The sequence below is a fragment of the Pseudomonas sp. Marseille-P9899 genome, from assembly GCF_903166565.1.
GTDB lineage: Bacteria > Pseudomonadota > Gammaproteobacteria > Pseudomonadales > Pseudomonadaceae > Aquipseudomonas > Aquipseudomonas huaxiensis.
This window is the reverse complement of the sequence record NZ_CAESCG010000003.1, coordinates 580,227-596,314: the sequence shown is the minus strand read 5'-3', so window position 1 is coordinate 596,314 and position 16,088 is coordinate 580,227. Positions and strand designations below refer to the sequence as shown.

The window sequence follows — 16,088 nt, the reverse complement described above, 5'->3', positions numbered from 1 at the left end:
GGTTGTTCTTCAGGATCAGCCACAAAAAAGGGCGCCCCAAGGGGCGCCCAAAACATTCACCTCGCAAAGGAGTTGTGGAGCGGTGAATGGCTGTTACTTGCTATTGCCTTTCGGCGTGCGCTGATCGCTCTGGGCAACCTGCTCGGTCTTTGGCGCCTTGTCGCCTTTGTCACCCCAAAGCTGCTGCTGGCTTTCCTTGAATTGCTGGACGAACAACCGGGCCCGCTCGGCGCCGCCTTCGGCCATGACGCTGGTGCTGCCCAAGGTGAGCGCGGCGATCAGTGCGTATTTGCTGAAGTTCATGGATCTGACCTCGTGAATGAATTCACAGCGATCATAAGGACGCCCGCCTAACGGCAAGGTGAGCCGCACATTACAGTGCTGCAAGGCTCGCCAGCGGGCGTCATCGATCAGGTTCTGGCCTCCTCCCGTTCCGCGTCTTCCAGCGCTTCATCCTTGCGATGGGCGCGGTAATACAGCGCCGGCAGCACCAGCAGGGTCAGCGCCGTGGACGAGAGAATCCCGCCGATCACCACCGTCGCCAATGGCCGCTGCACCTCGGCGCCGGTGCCGGTAGCCAGGGCCATCGGGATAAAGCCCAGCGATGCCACCAGCGCCGTCATCAACACCGGCCTCAGGCGAGTCAGCGCACCTTCATCGATCGCCTGGCGCAACGGCATGCCCTGCTCGCGTAGGCTGCGGATGAAGGCGATCATCACCAGCCCGTTGAGCACCGCCACACCCGACAGGGCGATAAAACCGACGCCTGCGGAAATCGACAGCGGAATGTCCCGCAACCACAGCGCCACCACCCCACCCGTCAGGGCGAAGGGAATGCCGGTGAACACCAGCAGGCCGTCCTTGAGGTTGTTGAACATCATGAACAACAGGGCGAAGACCAGCAGCAGCGCCACCGGCACCACCACCTGCAGGCGCTGTGCCGCTGACTGCAACTGCTCGAACTGACCGCCCCAGTTGGCCCAATAGCCCGCAGGAATCTGCACCTGAGCATCGATCCGCTCCTGCGCATCGGCGACGAACGAGCCGATATCCCGGCCGCGCACGTTGGCGCTGACCACCACCAGGCGCTTGCCGTCCTCGCGGCTGATCTGGTTGGGGCCCTGCACCAGTTCCACCCGCGCCACGTCGGCCAGGCTGATGAAGCCGATCTGTGCACTGCCGCCGCTGGCCGGCACCGGAATCAACATCCGCGAAGTACCCTGGATATCGGTACGCAGCTCGTCCGGCAGGCGCACTACCAGATCGAAGCGGCGGTCGCCTTTATAGAGGATCCCGGCCTTTCGCCCGCCCACCGCCACCGCGATGCTGTCCTGCACATCGCCAACGTTCAGCCCGTAGCGGGCCGCCTTATCGCGATCGACATCGATGGTCAGCACCGGCAGGCCGCTGGTCTGCTCCACCTTCACCTCGGATGCGCCCGGCACGCCTTGCAGGGTGCTGGCGATCTGCGTGGCGGTGCGGTTGAGCACGGCCATGTCATCGCCGAACAGCTTCACCGCGACATCGCTGCGCACCCCGGAAATCAACTCGTTGAAGCGCAACTGGATCGGCTGCGACAGCTCGTAATTGCTGCCGGGAACGCGTGCCGCAGCGCGCTGGATATCGGCGATCAACTGCTCGCGGGACTTGCCGGGATCCGGCCACTGCGCCTTCGGCTTGAGCATCACGTAGCTGTCGGAAATGTTCGGCGGCATCGGGTCGGCGGCGATCTCGGCAGTGCCGGTGCGGGCGAACACTCGCTGCACTTCCGGCACCTGTTCCAGCACGCTGCGCTCGAGTTGCTGCTGCATCTGCACCGACTGGCTCAAGCTGGTGCCGGGTACGCGCAGCGCCTGCAAGGCGAAGTCGCCTTCGCTCAGGCTCGGCACGAATTCACTGCCCATGCGCCCGGCCAGCACGCCGGACAACAACACCATCACCGCGGCCAGGCTGAACGCCAGCGGGCGATGGTCCATCACCCAGCGCAACAGCGGCGCGTAGCCACGCTTGGCGCCGCGCATCAGGGCGTTTTCTTCTTCCTTGACCTTGCCGGTGACAAACAGCGCCAGGGCCGCCGGCACGAAGGTCACCGACAGCAGCATGGCGCCAAGCAAGGCGATGACCACGGTAAAGGCCATGGGGTGGAACATCTTGCCCTCGACACCGCTCAGGGCAAAGATCGGCAGGTACACCACCATGATGATCAGTTGCCCGTAGATCAGCGGCCGGCGCGCTTCGCGGGACGCGGCGAAGACCTCCCGCAGGCGCTCGGCACGGGTCAGCAGGCGACCATGGTGCTGCTGGGCGTGGGCCAGGCGACGGATGGCGTTCTCGACGATCACCACCGCGCCGTCGACAATGATGCCGAAGTCCAGCGCGCCCAGGCTCATCAGGTTGGCGCTGACCTTGTTGCTGAACATCCCGGTGAAGGTGAACAGCATCGACAGCGGAATCACCATGGCGGTGATCAGCGCTGCGCGGATATTGCCGAGGAACAGGAACAACACCGCGATCACCAGGATCGCGCCTTCCACCAGGTTCTTCTTCACCGTGGCGATGGCTTTGTCCACCAGGTCGGTGCGGTCGTACACCGTCACGGCCTTGACCCCGGCCGGCAGCGTCTTGTTGATCTGCTCAAGCTTCTGCGCCACCGCTTGCGACACGCTGCGGCTGTTCTCGCCGATCAGCATAAACACCGTACCGAGCACCACTTCACGGCCATTTTCGGTGGCCGCGCCGCTGCGCAGTTCGCGACCGATACCGACCTCGGCCACCGACCGCACGCGGATCGGTGTGCCGTCGACGTTGGCCAGGACGATGTTGGCGATGTCGTCGATTCCCGACAGTTGCCCCGGCGCGCGAATCAACAGTTGCTCGCCCTGGCGCTCGATGTAGCCGGCGCCGACGTTGGCGTTGTTGCGCTCCAGCGCGGTGAGCAGGTCATTGAGCGTCAGCTTGTAGGCAGCCAGGCGCTTGAGGTCGGGCGCAATCTGGAACTCCTTGGCGAAGCCGCCGATGCTGTTGATCTCGGCCACGCCACGCACGTTGCGCAGTTGCGGCTTGATGATCCAGTCCTGGATCTCGCGCAGGTCGGTAGGGGTGTAGAGACTGCCATCCGCCTTGCGTGCGCCCTCTTCGGCTTCCACCGTCCACAGGAAAATCTCCCCCAGGCCAGTGGAAATCGGCCCCATGGCCGTCTCGACGCCCTCGGGCAATTGCTCGCGGGCCAGTTGCAGGCGCTCATTGACCAGTTGCCGGGCGAAGAACAGGTCGGTGCCGTCCTCGAAGATCACCGTCACCTGGGACAACCCCGAGCGCGACAGCGAGCGGGTCTGCTCCAGGCCGGGCAGGCCGGCCATGGCGGTTTCGATGGCGAAGGTGATGCGCTGCTCGGTTTCCAGCGGCGAGAAACCGTCTGCCGCGGTGTTGATCTGCACCTGGACGTTGGTGATGTCCGGTACCGCGTCGATGGGCAGTTTCTGGTAGCTGGCCAATCCCAGCCCGGCCATCAGCAGCACACCGAGCAGCACGATCAGGCGCTGCTCGATGGCGAATTGAATGATGCGTTCGAACATGACGATTACCCGTGGCGGCTCAGTGAGAGTGCTCGGCGCTGGCCTTGCCCAGTTCCGACTTGAGAATGAAGCTGCCCTGCGCGGCCACTTGCTGGCCGGCCTGCAGGCCGCTCACCTGGACGAAGCCCTCGGCGGCCACGCCCGGCTGCACCGGCTGGGCAGCGAAGCCTTCGGCGTTGCGGACGAACACCACGGTTTTATCCTCGACGGTCTGCACCGCTTGCTCGGGCACGGCGAGGGCATCAGCCAGGCGCTCGGTCGGCCCCTGCACCGCCACGAACAACCCCGGACGCCAGGCACCCCGCGGGTTGTCCAGGGTCACCCGGACCGTGGCGGTGCGCGTCTGCTCGCCCAGCAAGCTGCCGACATGGCTGATGGTGCCGCTGACCTGCTCGCCGAGGTCGCTCGCCACTACCGTGACCGGCATGCCGACCCGCACCGAGGCCAGGTCACGCGGGGCCACGCCGAAGGTCGCCCAGACTTTCGACAGGTCCGACAGGGTGAAGGCGGCGCTGTTTTCACTGACCACTTCGCCGGGCACCAGATGCTTTTCCACCACCTGTCCGGCGAACGGCGCGCGCAATTCGTAGCGATTGCCGCCGGCCAGCACCACGCTGCCGCTGAGGGCGCTGATTTTCTGCCGGGCATTGGCCGCGGCGATCTCGGCCTCCTGCAAGGTCTGTCGGGCTTGCAGGTAATCCTGCTCGGCGGAAATACCCTCCTCCCACAGGTCCTTTTCCCGCGCCAGAGTGCTGCGCGCCATCTCCAGCCGACGCTGGCTGGCCGCCAGTTCACTGCGCTGCTCGGAGACTTGCGGGCTGGCGATCACCGCCAACAGTTCGCCGGCCTTGACCTGCTGACCGAGGCTGACCGCCACCGACTCGACAACGCCAGCCGCGCGCGGCACCAGATGGGCCGTGCGGTCTTCGTCGAAACGGACCTCGCCCGGCAGGTGCAGGCTGCGGCTCAGGGTCCGCACCTCCACCGTGGCCAGTTCGATTCCGGCCACGGCAATCTGCTCGTCGCTCAGCCGCACATGGCCTTCCTCGTCCTCGCCTTCAGCGCCTTCTTCGCCATGCCCATGGCCGGCTTCAGCCTCGTCGCCGTGGCCTTTTTCTTCATGCTTCTCGTCGCCATGGCCTTCTTCGCCATGTTCATCGTGCCCTGCGGCGCGGGCCGGTTGCTCCGCATGCGGAGCGGCGATCCGTTGCCCGAGCACGGTGCCCAGGCCGAGCCCGAGCACCAGCGTCACGGACAGCAGCGTGATGGTTTTCCTGTTCATGCAAATTCCTCGGCAAAGGCGCGACGGGCCGAAGCCGGCCGCGCGCAGTCAGATTCGAAACGTGGGGGAATCAGAGCGGGGTGCCGGTCAGGTCACCGAAGATCCGCTGGATGCGGGCCTGGGCGTCGGTGCCCGACGCCTGCGCCGCGAGGTATTGGGTGCGTGCCTCGACCAGCGTGCGCTGGGCGTCGAGCACATCGAGGAAGCCAAACTTGCCGCGCTCGAAACCGCGGGTGGCGACGTCCACCGCCTGTTGCGCGGCCGGCAGGATCGACGTTTCGAACGAGCGCACTTCGTGACCGGCGCTTCGCCACTGGGCAAGGGCCTGGACCACTTCACTGCGCACCCGCAATTCCGTGCCATTGCGCAGGTCGCGCGACTGGTCGGCACGGCGCGCGGCGGCCAGCACATTGCCCTGGTTGCGGTCGAATAACGGCAGCGGCACCGAGACCCCGAGCACATTGACCCGCTCGCGCTCGGCGCGGTCGTACTGGCTGCCGATGCTCAGGGTCAGGTCCGGAATCCGCTGGCTACGGGCCACGCCCAGGGCCGCTTCGCTCTGGTCGATCTGCAGGCTGGCGAGGCGCACGTCAGCGGTCTGTGCGAGTCGATCAAGCAATGGTTCGGACGCGGGCACCGGCGACAAGCCTTTCGTCAGCGGTTCGACCCGGTCAAAACCGGCCTGGGCGATACCGATGGCGGCGGCCAACTGCTGATGGGCAACCGTGACGGCCTGCTCCGCCCGCTGCTGCTCCAGGCGTACCTGCGACACCTGCACCTGCGCCCGGGTCGCCTCGATGGGCGATGCAGTGCCGGCCCGAACACGGCCCTGCACCACCTGCAACCCGCGCTCGGTCAGGCGCAACGATTGCCCGGCCAGTTCCAGTCGTTCCTGGGCGCGGGCGGCGTCGTGAAAGGCCGCGGTGACGTCGGCATGCAGGGCGTTTTGCCGGCGCTCCAGTTCCAGCGCCGCCACCGCCTGATCGCGCTCGGACAAGGCGATCCGCGCGCCGCGCTTGCCGCCCAGCTCGATCGGCTGGCTGAGGGTGACGGTCGTGGTCTGGCTGCGGCGGCGGGTGTCTTCGACTTCCCAGCTCAACTCCGGGTTGGGCAGCACACCGGCCTGGATGCGCTCGCCCGCAGCGATGTCGGTGCCCCAGCGCGCAGCGGCCAGCTCCGGGCTGAGTTCCCGGGCGCTGCGCAAGGCGTCATCCAGCGTCAAGGTCGAGGCCAGGCTGACCGGGGCCAGCACCCACAGCGCCAGACTCAATGGCAGCGACCAGCCCCGCCCTTTTCGCGGACCGCGGCTGGCTTGCCCGGTGGTGATTGTGCAACGCATGGCTGTACTCCCCTGCGCCCTGTCGCAGGCCGGCAGGGCGGCTGACTTTTCGGAGCGAGCCACTCTAGGGAGGGGGCTTTATCGTCAAGGTGACTGAATTATTACAAATCTGTTATTTGAGCCTTGCCCCCCTACCGCCTGGCTTACCATGCCGATCGCCGCTTGACCCTAAAGTGACTTCAGGGTCGAGAATCGCTCCCTTTTCCGCCATGCCGAGAACCTCATGCGCCTGCTCATCATCGAGGACGAAGTCCGCACCGCCGACTACCTGCAACAGGGTCTCTCCGAAAACGGCTACGTGGTCGACTGCGCCCGCACCGGCCCGGATGGCCTGCACCTGGCCCGGCAGCAGGCCTATGACCTGATCATTCTCGACGTCAATTTGCCGGAGCTGGATGGCTGGAGCGTGTTGCAGCGCCTGCGCGCCCATTCCGCCACGCGGATCATGATGCTCACCGCCCACGGCCGGCTGTCCGACCGGGTCAAGGGCCTGGACCTGGGCGCCGACGACTACCTGCTCAAGCCCTTCGAGTTTCCCGAGTTGCTGGCCCGCGTCCGCACTCTGCTGCGGCGCAGCGAGCAATCGCTGCAACCCACCACGCTGAAAGTCGCCGATCTGGAACTCGACCCCGGTCGCCACCGCGCCTGGCGTGGCGGCCAGCGCATCGACCTGACCGCGAAGGAGTTCTCCCTGCTGCACCTGCTGATGCGCCAGAGCGGCGACGTGCTGTCGCGCACGCAGATCATTTCGCTGGTCTGGGACATGAATTTCGATTGCGACACCAATGTCGTCGAAGTCTCGATCCGGCGCCTGCGGGCGAAGATCGACGACCCGTTCGAAGACAAACTGATTCACACCCTGCGCGGCGTCGGCTACGTGCTGGAAGCCCGCGAATGAGAACCACGCGGCTCTCGCTGCGCCTTGGCCTTAGCGTGATTGTCATGGGCGCGGCGCTGGTGCTGCTGCTGGCGGCGCTGGCCGTGGTGGCGCTGGAGCACGAACCGGACAACCGCGCGCGTGCGCAGTTGGCGCGCAAGATGGGCCAGATCGAACACAGCCTGAATGTCGACCTCAAGGTCGCTGACCTGCGCGCCCGCGCCCATCCCCTGCTGGATGTGGTGATGGGCCATGACAACCTGAGCCTGAGCGTGGCCGCACGCCATGGCCGCCACCCGGAACTGCTCAGCCTCGGCCCGCCGCTGGAGGCCCCGCCAGACAGCATCGTCGTCGGGCCCGCGCTGTCCTTCACCCAGTGGCGTGATAGCCAGGACAATCCGCTGCTCTCCGCCGCCCGCGCCATGCGCCTGCAGGACGGCACGGCGGTGCAAGTGCTACTGACGGTCAACCGCAGCGACGACCTCGACCTGCTCCAGGCCTACCTGCGTTCCACCGTGTTGGCGTTGCCACTGCTGCTGCTGCTGATCGGCGTGTGCGCCTGGAAACTGGTGCAAGGCGGCCTGGCGCCATTGCGCCGCTTCGGCCATATCGCCGCGCAAGTCTCAGCGCAGGACCTCAGTCACCGTCTGCCGGAAGAAAAGCTGCCCCGAGAGCTGCGGGAACTGGCGCACAGCATCAACATCATGCTCGACCGGCTGGACGGCGGCGTTCAGCAACTGGCGCAGTTCTCCGATGACCTGGCCCACGAACTGCGCACGCCCATCAGCAACCTGATGGGCAAGGCCCAGGTGACCCTGAGCCGCGAACGCCCGACCGAGGACTACCGGGTAGCGCTGGAAGACAGCATCGAGGAACTGACCCGGCTAAGCCGGATCATCACCGACATGCTGTTTCTCGCTCAGGTCGATCAACCGCTGACGCACGTGCAACTGACAACGGTGGCGCTGGGTGACGAAGCACGGCGGGTCGCCGAACTGTTCGACCTGAGTGCCGAAAGCAAGGATATCGAGCTGAAGGTACGCGGCTGGGGCACGGTGCAGGCCGACCGCCTGATGCTGCAACGGGCGCTGTCGAATTTACTTAGCAATGCCATTCGCCATAGCCCGGCGGGGCAAGTGGTCGAAATCGGCATCGAAGCAAAAAATGACGGAATGCACTGCTGGGTGCAGAACGGCGGGCCGGGGATCGCGGCGGAGCATTTGCCCCATCTGTTCGAGCGGTTCTATCGAGTGGGCTGCGGGCGTTCGCGGCAGGATGGCGGGACGGGGCTGGGGCTGGCGATCGTCAAGTCGATCATGCAGGTGCATGGTGGGCGGGTCGAGGTGAGCAGCAAGGTGGAGGGGCCGACGCGGTTCAGTCTGGTTTTTCCGGGGTGAATGGTTTGAGGCTGCTTTGCAGCCCTTCCCGACGGTTAGTCGGTTCGCCAAGCTCGCTCCCCCCAAGCAACACCCTGGCTCAGTGGGAGCGAGCTTGCTCGCGAAGGGTCGCCAAGCGACCCCAATGCGATCAACCCCGGCTAGCCGCCAGAATCAAAGCCTTCATCTCAGCCACAGCCCCCTTGAACCCGACGAACAACGCATGCGCCACCAGCGCATGACCAATGTTCAGCTCATTGATCCCTTTGATCGCCGCGACCGCCTCGACGTTGTGGTAATGCAGACCATGCCCGGCATTGACGATCAGGCCCTGGCTCAAACCAAACGCCACGCCATCGGCAATGCGCTTCAGCTCATCGGCTTCTTCAGCAGGGGTGTGGGCATCGGCATAACGGCCGGTGTGCAGCTCGATCGCCGGCGCGCCGACACGACGCGAGGCTTCGATCTGGCGCTCATCGGCGTCGATGAACAGCGAGACTTCCGAGCCGATCCGCGACAAGCGCTCCACCGCCGCCTTGATCCGCGCTTCTTGGCCTGCCACGTCGAGGCCGCCTTCGGTGGTCAGCTCCTGACGGGTTTCCGGGACCAGGCAGATGTGCGCCGGACGGATGTGTTCGGCGAACACCATCATTTCTTCGGTAACGCCCATTTCGAAGTTCATGCGCGTCTGCAGCACGTCCTTGAGCAGCAGCACGTCGCGCTCCTGAATGTGCCGGCGGTCTTCGCGCAGGTGCACGGTGATCCCGTCGGCACCGGCCTCTTCGGCATCCAGCGCGGCCTTGACCGGGTCGGGGTATCGGGTGCCACGGGCCTGGCGCAGGGTCGCCACGTGGTCGATGTTGACGCCGAGAAGGATGCGGTTGCTGTGGGTCACGAAGAAACTCTCCTGGAAATTGAGCCCGACAGCATACGACGAGCTTAGCGCTTGCGAAACAGTTCGCGGCTGACCAGCGGACGACCGCCCAGATGAACCGCCAGCGCCTGGCGCATCAGGCGTTTCGCCGCGGCGAGAGCGCCCGGCGCCTCCCAGTCGGCTTCGGCCATGGCGGCGAGGTCAGCGCCGGTGAACAGACCGGGTTGCAGCAGGTACACCCGCTCCAGTCCGGCATCCACTTGCAGGCGGTACCAGCCATCCGGCGCGAGTGGATCGCCGTTGATGTCGTGGTCCAGGGCGAAGGCGTAGCCCAATTCATCCAGCAGCCGCCATTCGAACGAGCGCAGCAGCGGTTCCAGCGGACGCCCCGCGCCGAGGGCCTGCAGTGTCGCGGCGTAGTGCTCGAACAAGGCGGGATGAGGGTCTTCCGCCGGCAGCAGGCGGATCAGCAGTTCATTGAGGTAGAGCCCGCTGAACAGCGCATCGCCATGCAGCCAGGCGGCCACGCCGACGCTGTCCAGCCGTCCGACGTTCTTCAGCTCGCCACGCCCGCGCAGCTCGACCTCCAGCGGAAGGAACGGCCGCGCCAGGCTGCCGCCCTTGCCGCGGGCACGACGCAGCACCGCGCGCACGCGCCCTTCGGGAGTGAGGAAGTCCACCAGCGCACTGGTTTCCCGGTAGGCGCGGTTGTGCAGAACGTAGGCCGGTCGGGCCTCTGGTTGTTCCATGATCGGCTTCGGGAAAAGTCGGCCCGATACCGGACGGTATCGGGCCTTGGGGGATTACAGGTCGCCGTAGCCCAGCGAGCGCAGCGCGCGCTCATCGTCGGACCAGCCGCCTTTGACCTTGACCCAGAGGTTGAGCATCACCTTGGCGTCGAACAGCACTTCCATATCCTTGCGCGCCTCGGTGCCGATGCGCTTGATGCGCTCGCCCTTGTCGCCAATGATGATTTTCTTCTGGCCATCACGCTCGACCAGGATCAGGGCATGGATGTGCAGCACAGCACCCTGCTGCTTGAACTCTTCGATCTCGACGGTGATCTGGTACGGCAGCTCGGCACCGAGCTGGCGCATGATCTTTTCGCGGACCAGTTCGGCGGCCAGGAAGCGGCTGCTGCGGTCAGTGATCTGATCTTCCGGGAAGAAATGATCGTTTTCCGGCAGGTGCTTGGCGATCAGGCCTTCAAGCGACTCGAGGTTGTGTCCCTGCTGGGCGGAAATCGGCACGATTTCGGCATTCGGCAGTTGTTCCTGCAGCCATTGCAGGTGCGGGATCAGGTCGGCCTTTTCCTCGATCCGGTCGGTCTTGTTGATCGCCAGGATCACCGGGCCCTGCACGTACTGCACACGCTCCAGAACCAGTTGGTCTTCGTCGGTCCAGCGGGTACGGTCGACCACGAAGATCACCACGTCGACGTCTTTCAACGCCGCCGAAGCGGTCTTGTTCATGTAGCGGTTGAGCGCCTTTTCGTTGCTCTTGTGCATGCCGGGGGTATCGACGTAGATCGCCTGGATATCACCCTCGGTCTTGATCCCGAGCATGTTGTGACGGGTGGTCTGCGGCTTGCGCGAGGTGATCGCCAGCTTTTGCCCGAGGATATGGTTGAGCAGCGTCGACTTGCCTACGTTGGGACGGCCGACGATGGCGACATAGCCGCAACGGGTAGTGTTTGTATCAGTCATTGCCATTCTCCACGCCCAGGGCGATCAGTGCCGCTGCGGCTGCAACCTGCTCGGCGATACGCCGGCTGACACCTTGCCCCCGGCTTTTTTCGGTCAACAGGGTCACTTCGCACTCGACGAAGAACGTCCGGCAATGCGGCTCGCCCTGGATATCCACCACTTCATAGCGCGGCAGGTCGCAGGCCCGCGACTGCAGGAACTCCTGCAAACGGGTTTTCGGGTCTTTGTTGGTGTCGACCAGGGTCAGGCTCTCGAACTCGCCGGCCAGCCATGCCAGGACGCGCTCACGGGCGATCTGCATGTCGGAATCGAGGTAGATCGCACCGATCAGCGCCTCGAGGGCATCGGCCAGAATCGACTCGCGGCGGAAACCGCCGCTTTTCAGCTCACCCGAGCCCAGGCGCAGGTACTCGCCAAGGTCGAAGCCACGGGCCAGCACGGCCAGGGTCTCGCCCTTCACCAGGCGGGCACGCAGACGCGACAACTGGCCTTCGCGGGCCTGAGGGAAGCGTTCGAACAAGGCTTCGCCGGCGACGAAGTTGAGGATGGCATCACCCAGGAACTCCAGCCGCTCGTTGTTGCGACCGGCGAAGCTGCGGTGTGTCAGGGCCAGCAGCATCAGCTCCTGGTTCTTGAAGGTGTAGCCGAGCTGATGCTCGAGGCGGCTCAAGGAAACGCTCACGGTGTACCCACGCGAAGTTCGTGGTCGATGGTCAGCGGCGACGCCTGGGCGCCGGTGCCGCACGGTTCAATCCGGCCGGCGGCCGTCGAAAATAAAGCGTTGTTCAAATGCAGATCCTGAAAGACGGTGTGGATTCATGCCTGCTGGCCTGGATGGCTGGGAACCACTTGCGCAGTCCCTCGATACAGCCTATGCCAGAAAAGCACTCGGCGCCGTCCCGAAGGACAGCGCCGTGAAGGTGCTACTTGATCAGCCCTACCCGCGACAGACTCGGGAAGTGGCTCAGTTTCGGTTCTGGCCAGCTCATCCAGACGGCAAAGGCCTTGCCGACGATGTTCTGGTCCGGGACCATGCCCAGCAGTTCCTTGGGAATCGAAGGATCATCCCAGTAACGGCTGTCGTTGGAGTTGTCGCGGTTGTCGCCCATCATGAAATAGTGCCCGGCGGGCACCACCCACTGCTGGTCCGGCGGCATGCGGTAGCGACTCATCTCCTTGCGGATCAGGTGCTCGGCCTCACCGAGTTTTTCCTTGTACAGCTCGGCGCTGCCCAGGGTGCCCGGCTCGGCGCCGACCAGTTGCTCGGCGATAAGCTCGCCGTTGACGTACAGGCGCTTGTCGCTGGTGTAGCGCACCTGGTCGCCCGGCAGACCCACCACACGCTTGATGTAGTTGACGTTCGGGTCGCTCGGGTAGCGGAACACCATTACATCGCCACGCTGTGGATCACCCACCTCGATGACTTTCTTGTCGATCACCGGCAGGCGGATGCCATAGGAGAACTTGTTCACCAGGATGAAATCGCCCACTTCCAGGGTCGGCTTCATCGAGCCCGACGGGATCTGGAACGGTTCAACCAGGAACGAGCGCAGCACCAGCACGATGAACAGCACCGGGAAGAACGATTTGCCGTACTCGACCAGCAACGGCTCCTTGTTCAACTGCTCGACCACCGCCATCTCGGGCTGGGTGACGCTGCCCTGATAGTTGGCGATCGCCGCACGCCGGCGAGGTGCCAGGAACAGCAGATCGATCAGGGCCAGCAGCCCACACACAGCGACAGCAATGACGAGCAACAGCGGGAAATTTAGTGACATAGGACCTAACTATCCAACCTGAGCACGGCGAGGAAGGCTTCCTGTGGGATTTCCACGTTGCCGACCTGTTTCATGCGTTTCTTACCGGCCTTTTGTTTCTCGAGCAGCTTGCGCTTACGGCTCACGTCGCCACCGTAACATTTGGCCAGTACGTTCTTTCTGAGTGCCTTGACCGTGGTCCGCGCCACAATCTGCCCGCCAATGGCGGCCTGGATTGCCACGTCGAACATCTGCCGAGGGATCAGCTCCTTCATCTTCTCGGTCAACGCGCGACCTTTATAGTGCGCGTTGTCACGGTGCACGATCAGTGCCAGGGCGTCGACCTTGTCGCCGTTGATCAGCACGTCGAGCTTGACCAGGTTGGCCGACTGGTAGCGATCGAAATGGTAGTCCAGCGAGGCATAGCCGCGGCTGGTGGACTTCAGGCGGTCGAAGAAGTCCAGTACCACTTCGTTCATCGGCAGGTCGTAGCGTACCTGTACCTGCGAACCGAGGAACTGCATGTCGCGTTGAACGCCACGCTTCTCGATGCACAGGGTGATGACGTTGCCCAGGTGCTCCTGGGGTACGAGGATGGTCGCGGCGACGATCGGCTCGCGGAAATCCTCGACCGACGACACGTCCGGCAGCTTGGACGGGTTGTCGACGTGAATGGTTTCGCCGGTCTTGAGCTTGACCTCGAAGATTACGCTCGGCGCGGTGGTGATCAGGTCCAGGTTGTATTCGCGCTCCAGGCGCTCCTGGATGATCTCCATGTGCAGCATGCCGAGGAAGCCGCAACGGAAGCCGAAGCCCAGGGCATCGGAGCTTTCCGGCAGGTACTGCAGCGAGGAGTCGTTCAGGGTCAGTTTCTGCAACGCATCACGAAAATCTTCGAAATCGTCGGAACTGACCGGGAACAGGCCGGCATAAACCTGCGGCTGAATACGTTTGAAACCTGGCAGCACATCGACATCAGGGGTCGAGCTCAAGGTCAGGGTGTCGCCCACTGGCGCGCCGTGAATGTCCTTGATGCTGGCAATGATGAAGCCCACTTCACCTGCCTTGAGGTCGGCGGTGGCAGTGTGTTTCGGGGTGAAGACACCGACGCTGTCCACCAGGTGGATCTTGCCGGTGGACTTGACCAGGATCTTGTCGCCCTTCTTCACGCGGCCATGACGCACGCGCACCAGGGAGACGACGCCCAGGTAGTTGTCGAACCAGGAGTCGATGATCAGCGCCTGAAGCGGGGCTTCGATATCGCCGGTCGGTGCCGGAATGGTCTGTACCAGACGCTCCAGCACTTCATCGACGCCCATGCCGCTCTTGGCCGAGCAGGCAACGGCGTCGGTGGCATCGATGCCGATGATCTTCTCGATTTCGTCCTTGACGCGGTCCGGGTCAGCCTGGGGCAGGTCCATCTTGTTCAGGACCGGCATGACTTCCAGGCCTTGCTCGATGGCGGTATAGCAGTTGGCGACCGACTGGGCCTCCACGCCTTGACCCGCGTCGACCACCAGCAGCGCACCTTCACAGGCCGCCAGCGAACGGCTGACTTCATAGGTGAAGTCAACGTGGCCGGGGGTGTCAATGAAGTTCAGCTGGTAGGTAACGCCGTCATTGGCTTTGTAATGCAGGGTGACGCTGTGGGCCTTGATGGTGATCCCGCGCTCGCGCTCGAGGTCCATGGAGTCGAGAACCTGCGCTTCCATCTCGCGGGCACTGAGGCCACCGCACATCTGGATGAAGCGGTCGGCCAGCGTCGACTTGCCATGGTCAATGTGGGCGATGATGGAGAAATTGCGGATATGACTCAAATCACTCACGGATCAACACTCAAAAAGGCTGCAGGCCGGACGCCCGCCGAAAAATAGCCGGGAATTGTACCTGATGCCGAAGGCTTATGGGAGATTCCGTTCGCCGCCCATCCGTCGTCTAACGGTATGGGCGGCGGTGTGCGAAGCGATGGCTCAGAAGCCCTGCTCACGCGGTTCGAAGGTGAAAACGGCCCCCGGCGCAGCCGTGAGGTCGATCTTGACCACAGGCATGAACTTGCCGGTCACCTGGTAATAATCCCTCTGGATGTACTGGGCGCCGACCAAGCCCGCAGCGCTCTGCGCCCAATTGTAGAAAAACGCTTCCAGCGGAATTTGCAGGGGAATATCCAGGGGCCAGGGGGCAATGATGATTTCGTTCCACATCCCTGCTGCCCAGCTCTGGCCGATACGCACGTCTGTGTTGAGCTGAAACGCCTGCGCATCAGGGCCCAGGCTGCAATCCCTCCCGTAGTTGGTGCCATAGTGAGCACGGTAGTCAGCCAACGTCTTGATGCCCTTCAAACTGCAATCGGGCCGACACCGATCAGCACCAGAGGTCCCCGCATCGCCGGGGTAGGCGCAACGCAATGTGACGGGGTGGCTGGCTGGAATGCTCAACTCGCGAAAGATGAACCCTTGCCCATAGAAGATTATCTGCGCCCCGACATCAGCCCGCAGATAAGAGAACGACACACCGTTATCTCTGATCGCATCGGGCTTGGGGTTCCAGGAATGCGGTGGGCCAGGCACCGTTCCGCGGATCAACACCCCGTTGCAGTCATAAGACCCTGCCCCGTCAGCGCAGGCAGGGGCCGTATCGTCGTAGCGCCGGTTGAGTCGATCGGCCACCTGATAGCCGCTGTACAACTGCTCGCGCGCATCGAAACCGAACAACTGGCCCTGGCTGTCGTTGACCTGTAGCCGCAACACCGGCAGCCAGTCGCCCGTGGCCTCGAAGTACGCCCGCTGGTCCCGCAGCGCCGCCTCCAGACCTTGCGGTTGCCCGGGGACATGGAACACGCCGATCAACGGCAGGCGCTGTGGCCCAACCCCGTCCCAGTTGCGCACCAGCAATTGCGGCGGCCGGCTCATGCCGTCGTCGCCCAGCAGTTGGTAATCCTTGTCCTGACCGATGGCAGTGAAACGGTCACTGAACAGATAGCCGCTCGGTTGCGCCAGTGGCGTACCAGGCACATCGCGGCGCAGGTAATCGAATTGCTCGGCGCCCCGGGCGACTGCCTCGGGGCTGTGAGTCCAGAACGGCTTGGCATCCTCTGGCCGAACCTGCTTGACCATCACGCCGCTGCAGTAATACACCGGGAAGTTGCCCACGCAGCGCTCGGGCGTCGCCTGATACGCCTGATTGAGCAGGGTCGCGATTTCCGGGCCGTTCAGTGCCGCTGCCGGCAGAGTTACAACCAGCAAGCTCAGCACACACAACAGGCGAACCAGGAGCGTCATAGCCACCTCCGTTTCGTTGTGTTT

At 64.1% G+C, this 16,088-nt stretch carries 13 protein-coding genes; 2 read left to right on the top strand and 11 right to left on the bottom strand.

Annotation, left to right across the window (positions count from 1 at the left end):
- Positions 1-93 precede the first annotated feature (93 nt).
- The 4 genes from HWV67_RS18475 to HWV67_RS18460 form a co-directional block, all read right to left on the bottom strand.
- Positions 94-303, bottom strand: a complete 210-nt coding sequence (locus tag HWV67_RS18475; RefSeq protein ID WP_175652270.1) for a hypothetical protein — start codon at positions 301-303, stop codon at positions 94-96.
- A 107-nt stretch (positions 304-410) separates the two neighbouring features.
- Complete coding sequence (locus tag HWV67_RS18470; protein ID WP_175652269.1) at positions 411-3,575, bottom strand: CusA/CzcA family heavy metal efflux RND transporter; 3,165 nt, start codon at positions 3,573-3,575, stop codon at positions 411-413.
- A 19-nt stretch (positions 3,576-3,594) separates the two neighbouring features.
- Positions 3,595-4,857, bottom strand: a complete 1,263-nt coding sequence (locus HWV67_RS18465) for an efflux RND transporter periplasmic adaptor subunit (RefSeq protein ID WP_175652268.1) — start codon at positions 4,855-4,857, stop codon at positions 3,595-3,597.
- A 70-nt stretch (positions 4,858-4,927) separates the two neighbouring features.
- Positions 4,928-6,196 (bottom strand): TolC family protein, encoded by a 1,269-nt coding sequence (locus tag HWV67_RS18460; RefSeq protein ID WP_175652267.1) that lies wholly within the window; start codon positions 6,194-6,196, stop codon positions 4,928-4,930.
- A 223-nt stretch (positions 6,197-6,419) separates the two neighbouring features.
- Between HWV67_RS18460 and HWV67_RS18455 the strand changes: the two genes are divergently transcribed.
- Both HWV67_RS18455 and HWV67_RS18450 read left to right on the top strand, forming a co-directional pair.
- Positions 6,420-7,094, top strand: coding sequence for a heavy metal response regulator transcription factor (locus HWV67_RS18455; RefSeq protein ID WP_095154847.1), 675 nt, complete (start codon positions 6,420-6,422; stop codon positions 7,092-7,094).
- A complete protein-coding gene (locus HWV67_RS18450; RefSeq protein WP_175652266.1) occupies positions 7,091-8,470 on the top strand; it encodes a heavy metal sensor histidine kinase in 1,380 nt (459 codons plus the stop codon). The genes HWV67_RS18455 and HWV67_RS18450 overlap by 4 nt, the downstream gene beginning before the upstream one ends.
- 130 nt (positions 8,471-8,600) lie before the next feature.
- Here the strand turns inward: HWV67_RS18450 and pdxJ are convergent, their stop codons facing one another.
- The 7 genes from pdxJ to HWV67_RS18415 all read right to left on the bottom strand — a co-directional run bounded on the left by pdxJ (position 8,601) and on the right by HWV67_RS18415 (position 16,064).
- On the bottom strand, positions 8,601-9,344 hold the full coding sequence (gene pdxJ / locus HWV67_RS18445) for a pyridoxine 5'-phosphate synthase (RefSeq protein WP_175652265.1): 744 nt from the start codon (positions 9,342-9,344) through the stop codon (positions 8,601-8,603).
- Positions 9,345-9,388: 44 nt separating this feature from the next.
- Complete coding sequence (gene recO / locus HWV67_RS18440) at positions 9,389-10,072, bottom strand: DNA repair protein RecO (RefSeq protein WP_175652264.1); 684 nt, start codon at positions 10,070-10,072, stop codon at positions 9,389-9,391.
- 54 nt (positions 10,073-10,126) lie between these two features.
- The gene (era, locus tag HWV67_RS18435; protein WP_095154843.1) at positions 10,127-11,029 is read right to left on the bottom strand and encodes a GTPase Era; all 903 of its coding nucleotides are present in this window, start codon (positions 11,027-11,029) and stop codon (positions 10,127-10,129) included.
- Entirely contained in the window at positions 11,022-11,711 is a 690-nt protein-coding gene (gene rnc / locus HWV67_RS18430; RefSeq protein WP_095154842.1) for a ribonuclease III, read from the bottom strand. Before rnc ends, era begins: the two co-directional genes overlap by 8 nt.
- Positions 11,712-11,952: 241 nt before the next feature.
- Positions 11,953-12,807 carry a signal peptidase I gene (gene lepB / locus HWV67_RS18425; protein WP_095154841.1) on the bottom strand — a complete coding sequence of 285 codons (855 nt, stop codon included), beginning with the start codon at positions 12,805-12,807 and terminating at the stop codon, positions 11,953-11,955.
- A gap of 5 nt (positions 12,808-12,812) precedes the next feature.
- Complete coding sequence (gene lepA, locus HWV67_RS18420; RefSeq protein ID WP_095154840.1) at positions 12,813-14,612, bottom strand: translation elongation factor 4; 1,800 nt, start codon at positions 14,610-14,612, stop codon at positions 12,813-12,815.
- 144 nt (positions 14,613-14,756) lie between these two features.
- Positions 14,757-16,064 carry a hypothetical protein gene (locus HWV67_RS18415; RefSeq protein WP_175652263.1) on the bottom strand — a complete coding sequence of 436 codons (1,308 nt, stop codon included), beginning with the start codon at positions 16,062-16,064 and terminating at the stop codon, positions 14,757-14,759.
- Positions 16,065-16,088 lie beyond the last annotated feature (24 nt).

What these genes read in the sequence shown, in the direction of transcription:
- HWV67_RS18475 (WP_175652270.1), bottom strand. Translation starts at nt 303, where the DNA reads ATGAACTTCAGCAAATACGCACTGATCGCCGCGCTCACCTTGGGCAGC.
- HWV67_RS18470 (WP_175652269.1), bottom strand. Translation starts at nt 3,575, where the DNA reads ATGTTCGAACGCATCATTCAATTCGCCATCGAGCAGCGCCTGATCGTG.
- HWV67_RS18465 (WP_175652268.1), bottom strand. Translation starts at nt 4,857, where the DNA reads ATGAACAGGAAAACCATCACGCTGCTGTCCGTGACGCTGGTGCTCGGG.
- HWV67_RS18460 (WP_175652267.1), bottom strand. Translation starts at nt 6,196, where the DNA reads ATGCGTTGCACAATCACCACCGGGCAAGCCAGCCGCGGTCCGCGAAAA.
- HWV67_RS18455 (WP_095154847.1), top strand. Translation starts at nt 6,420, where the DNA reads ATGCGCCTGCTCATCATCGAGGACGAAGTCCGCACCGCCGACTACCTG.
- HWV67_RS18450 (WP_175652266.1), top strand. Translation starts at nt 7,091, where the DNA reads ATGAGAACCACGCGGCTCTCGCTGCGCCTTGGCCTTAGCGTGATTGTC.
- recO (WP_175652264.1), bottom strand. Translation starts at nt 10,072, where the DNA reads ATGGAACAACCAGAGGCCCGACCGGCCTACGTTCTGCACAACCGCGCC.
- era (WP_095154843.1), bottom strand. Translation starts at nt 11,029, where the DNA reads ATGACTGATACAAACACTACCCGTTGCGGCTATGTCGCCATCGTCGGC.
- lepB (WP_095154841.1), bottom strand. Translation starts at nt 12,807, where the DNA reads ATGTCACTAAATTTCCCGCTGTTGCTCGTCATTGCTGTCGCTGTGTGT.
- HWV67_RS18415 (WP_175652263.1), bottom strand. Translation starts at nt 16,064, where the DNA reads ATGACGCTCCTGGTTCGCCTGTTGTGTGTGCTGAGCTTGCTGGTTGTA.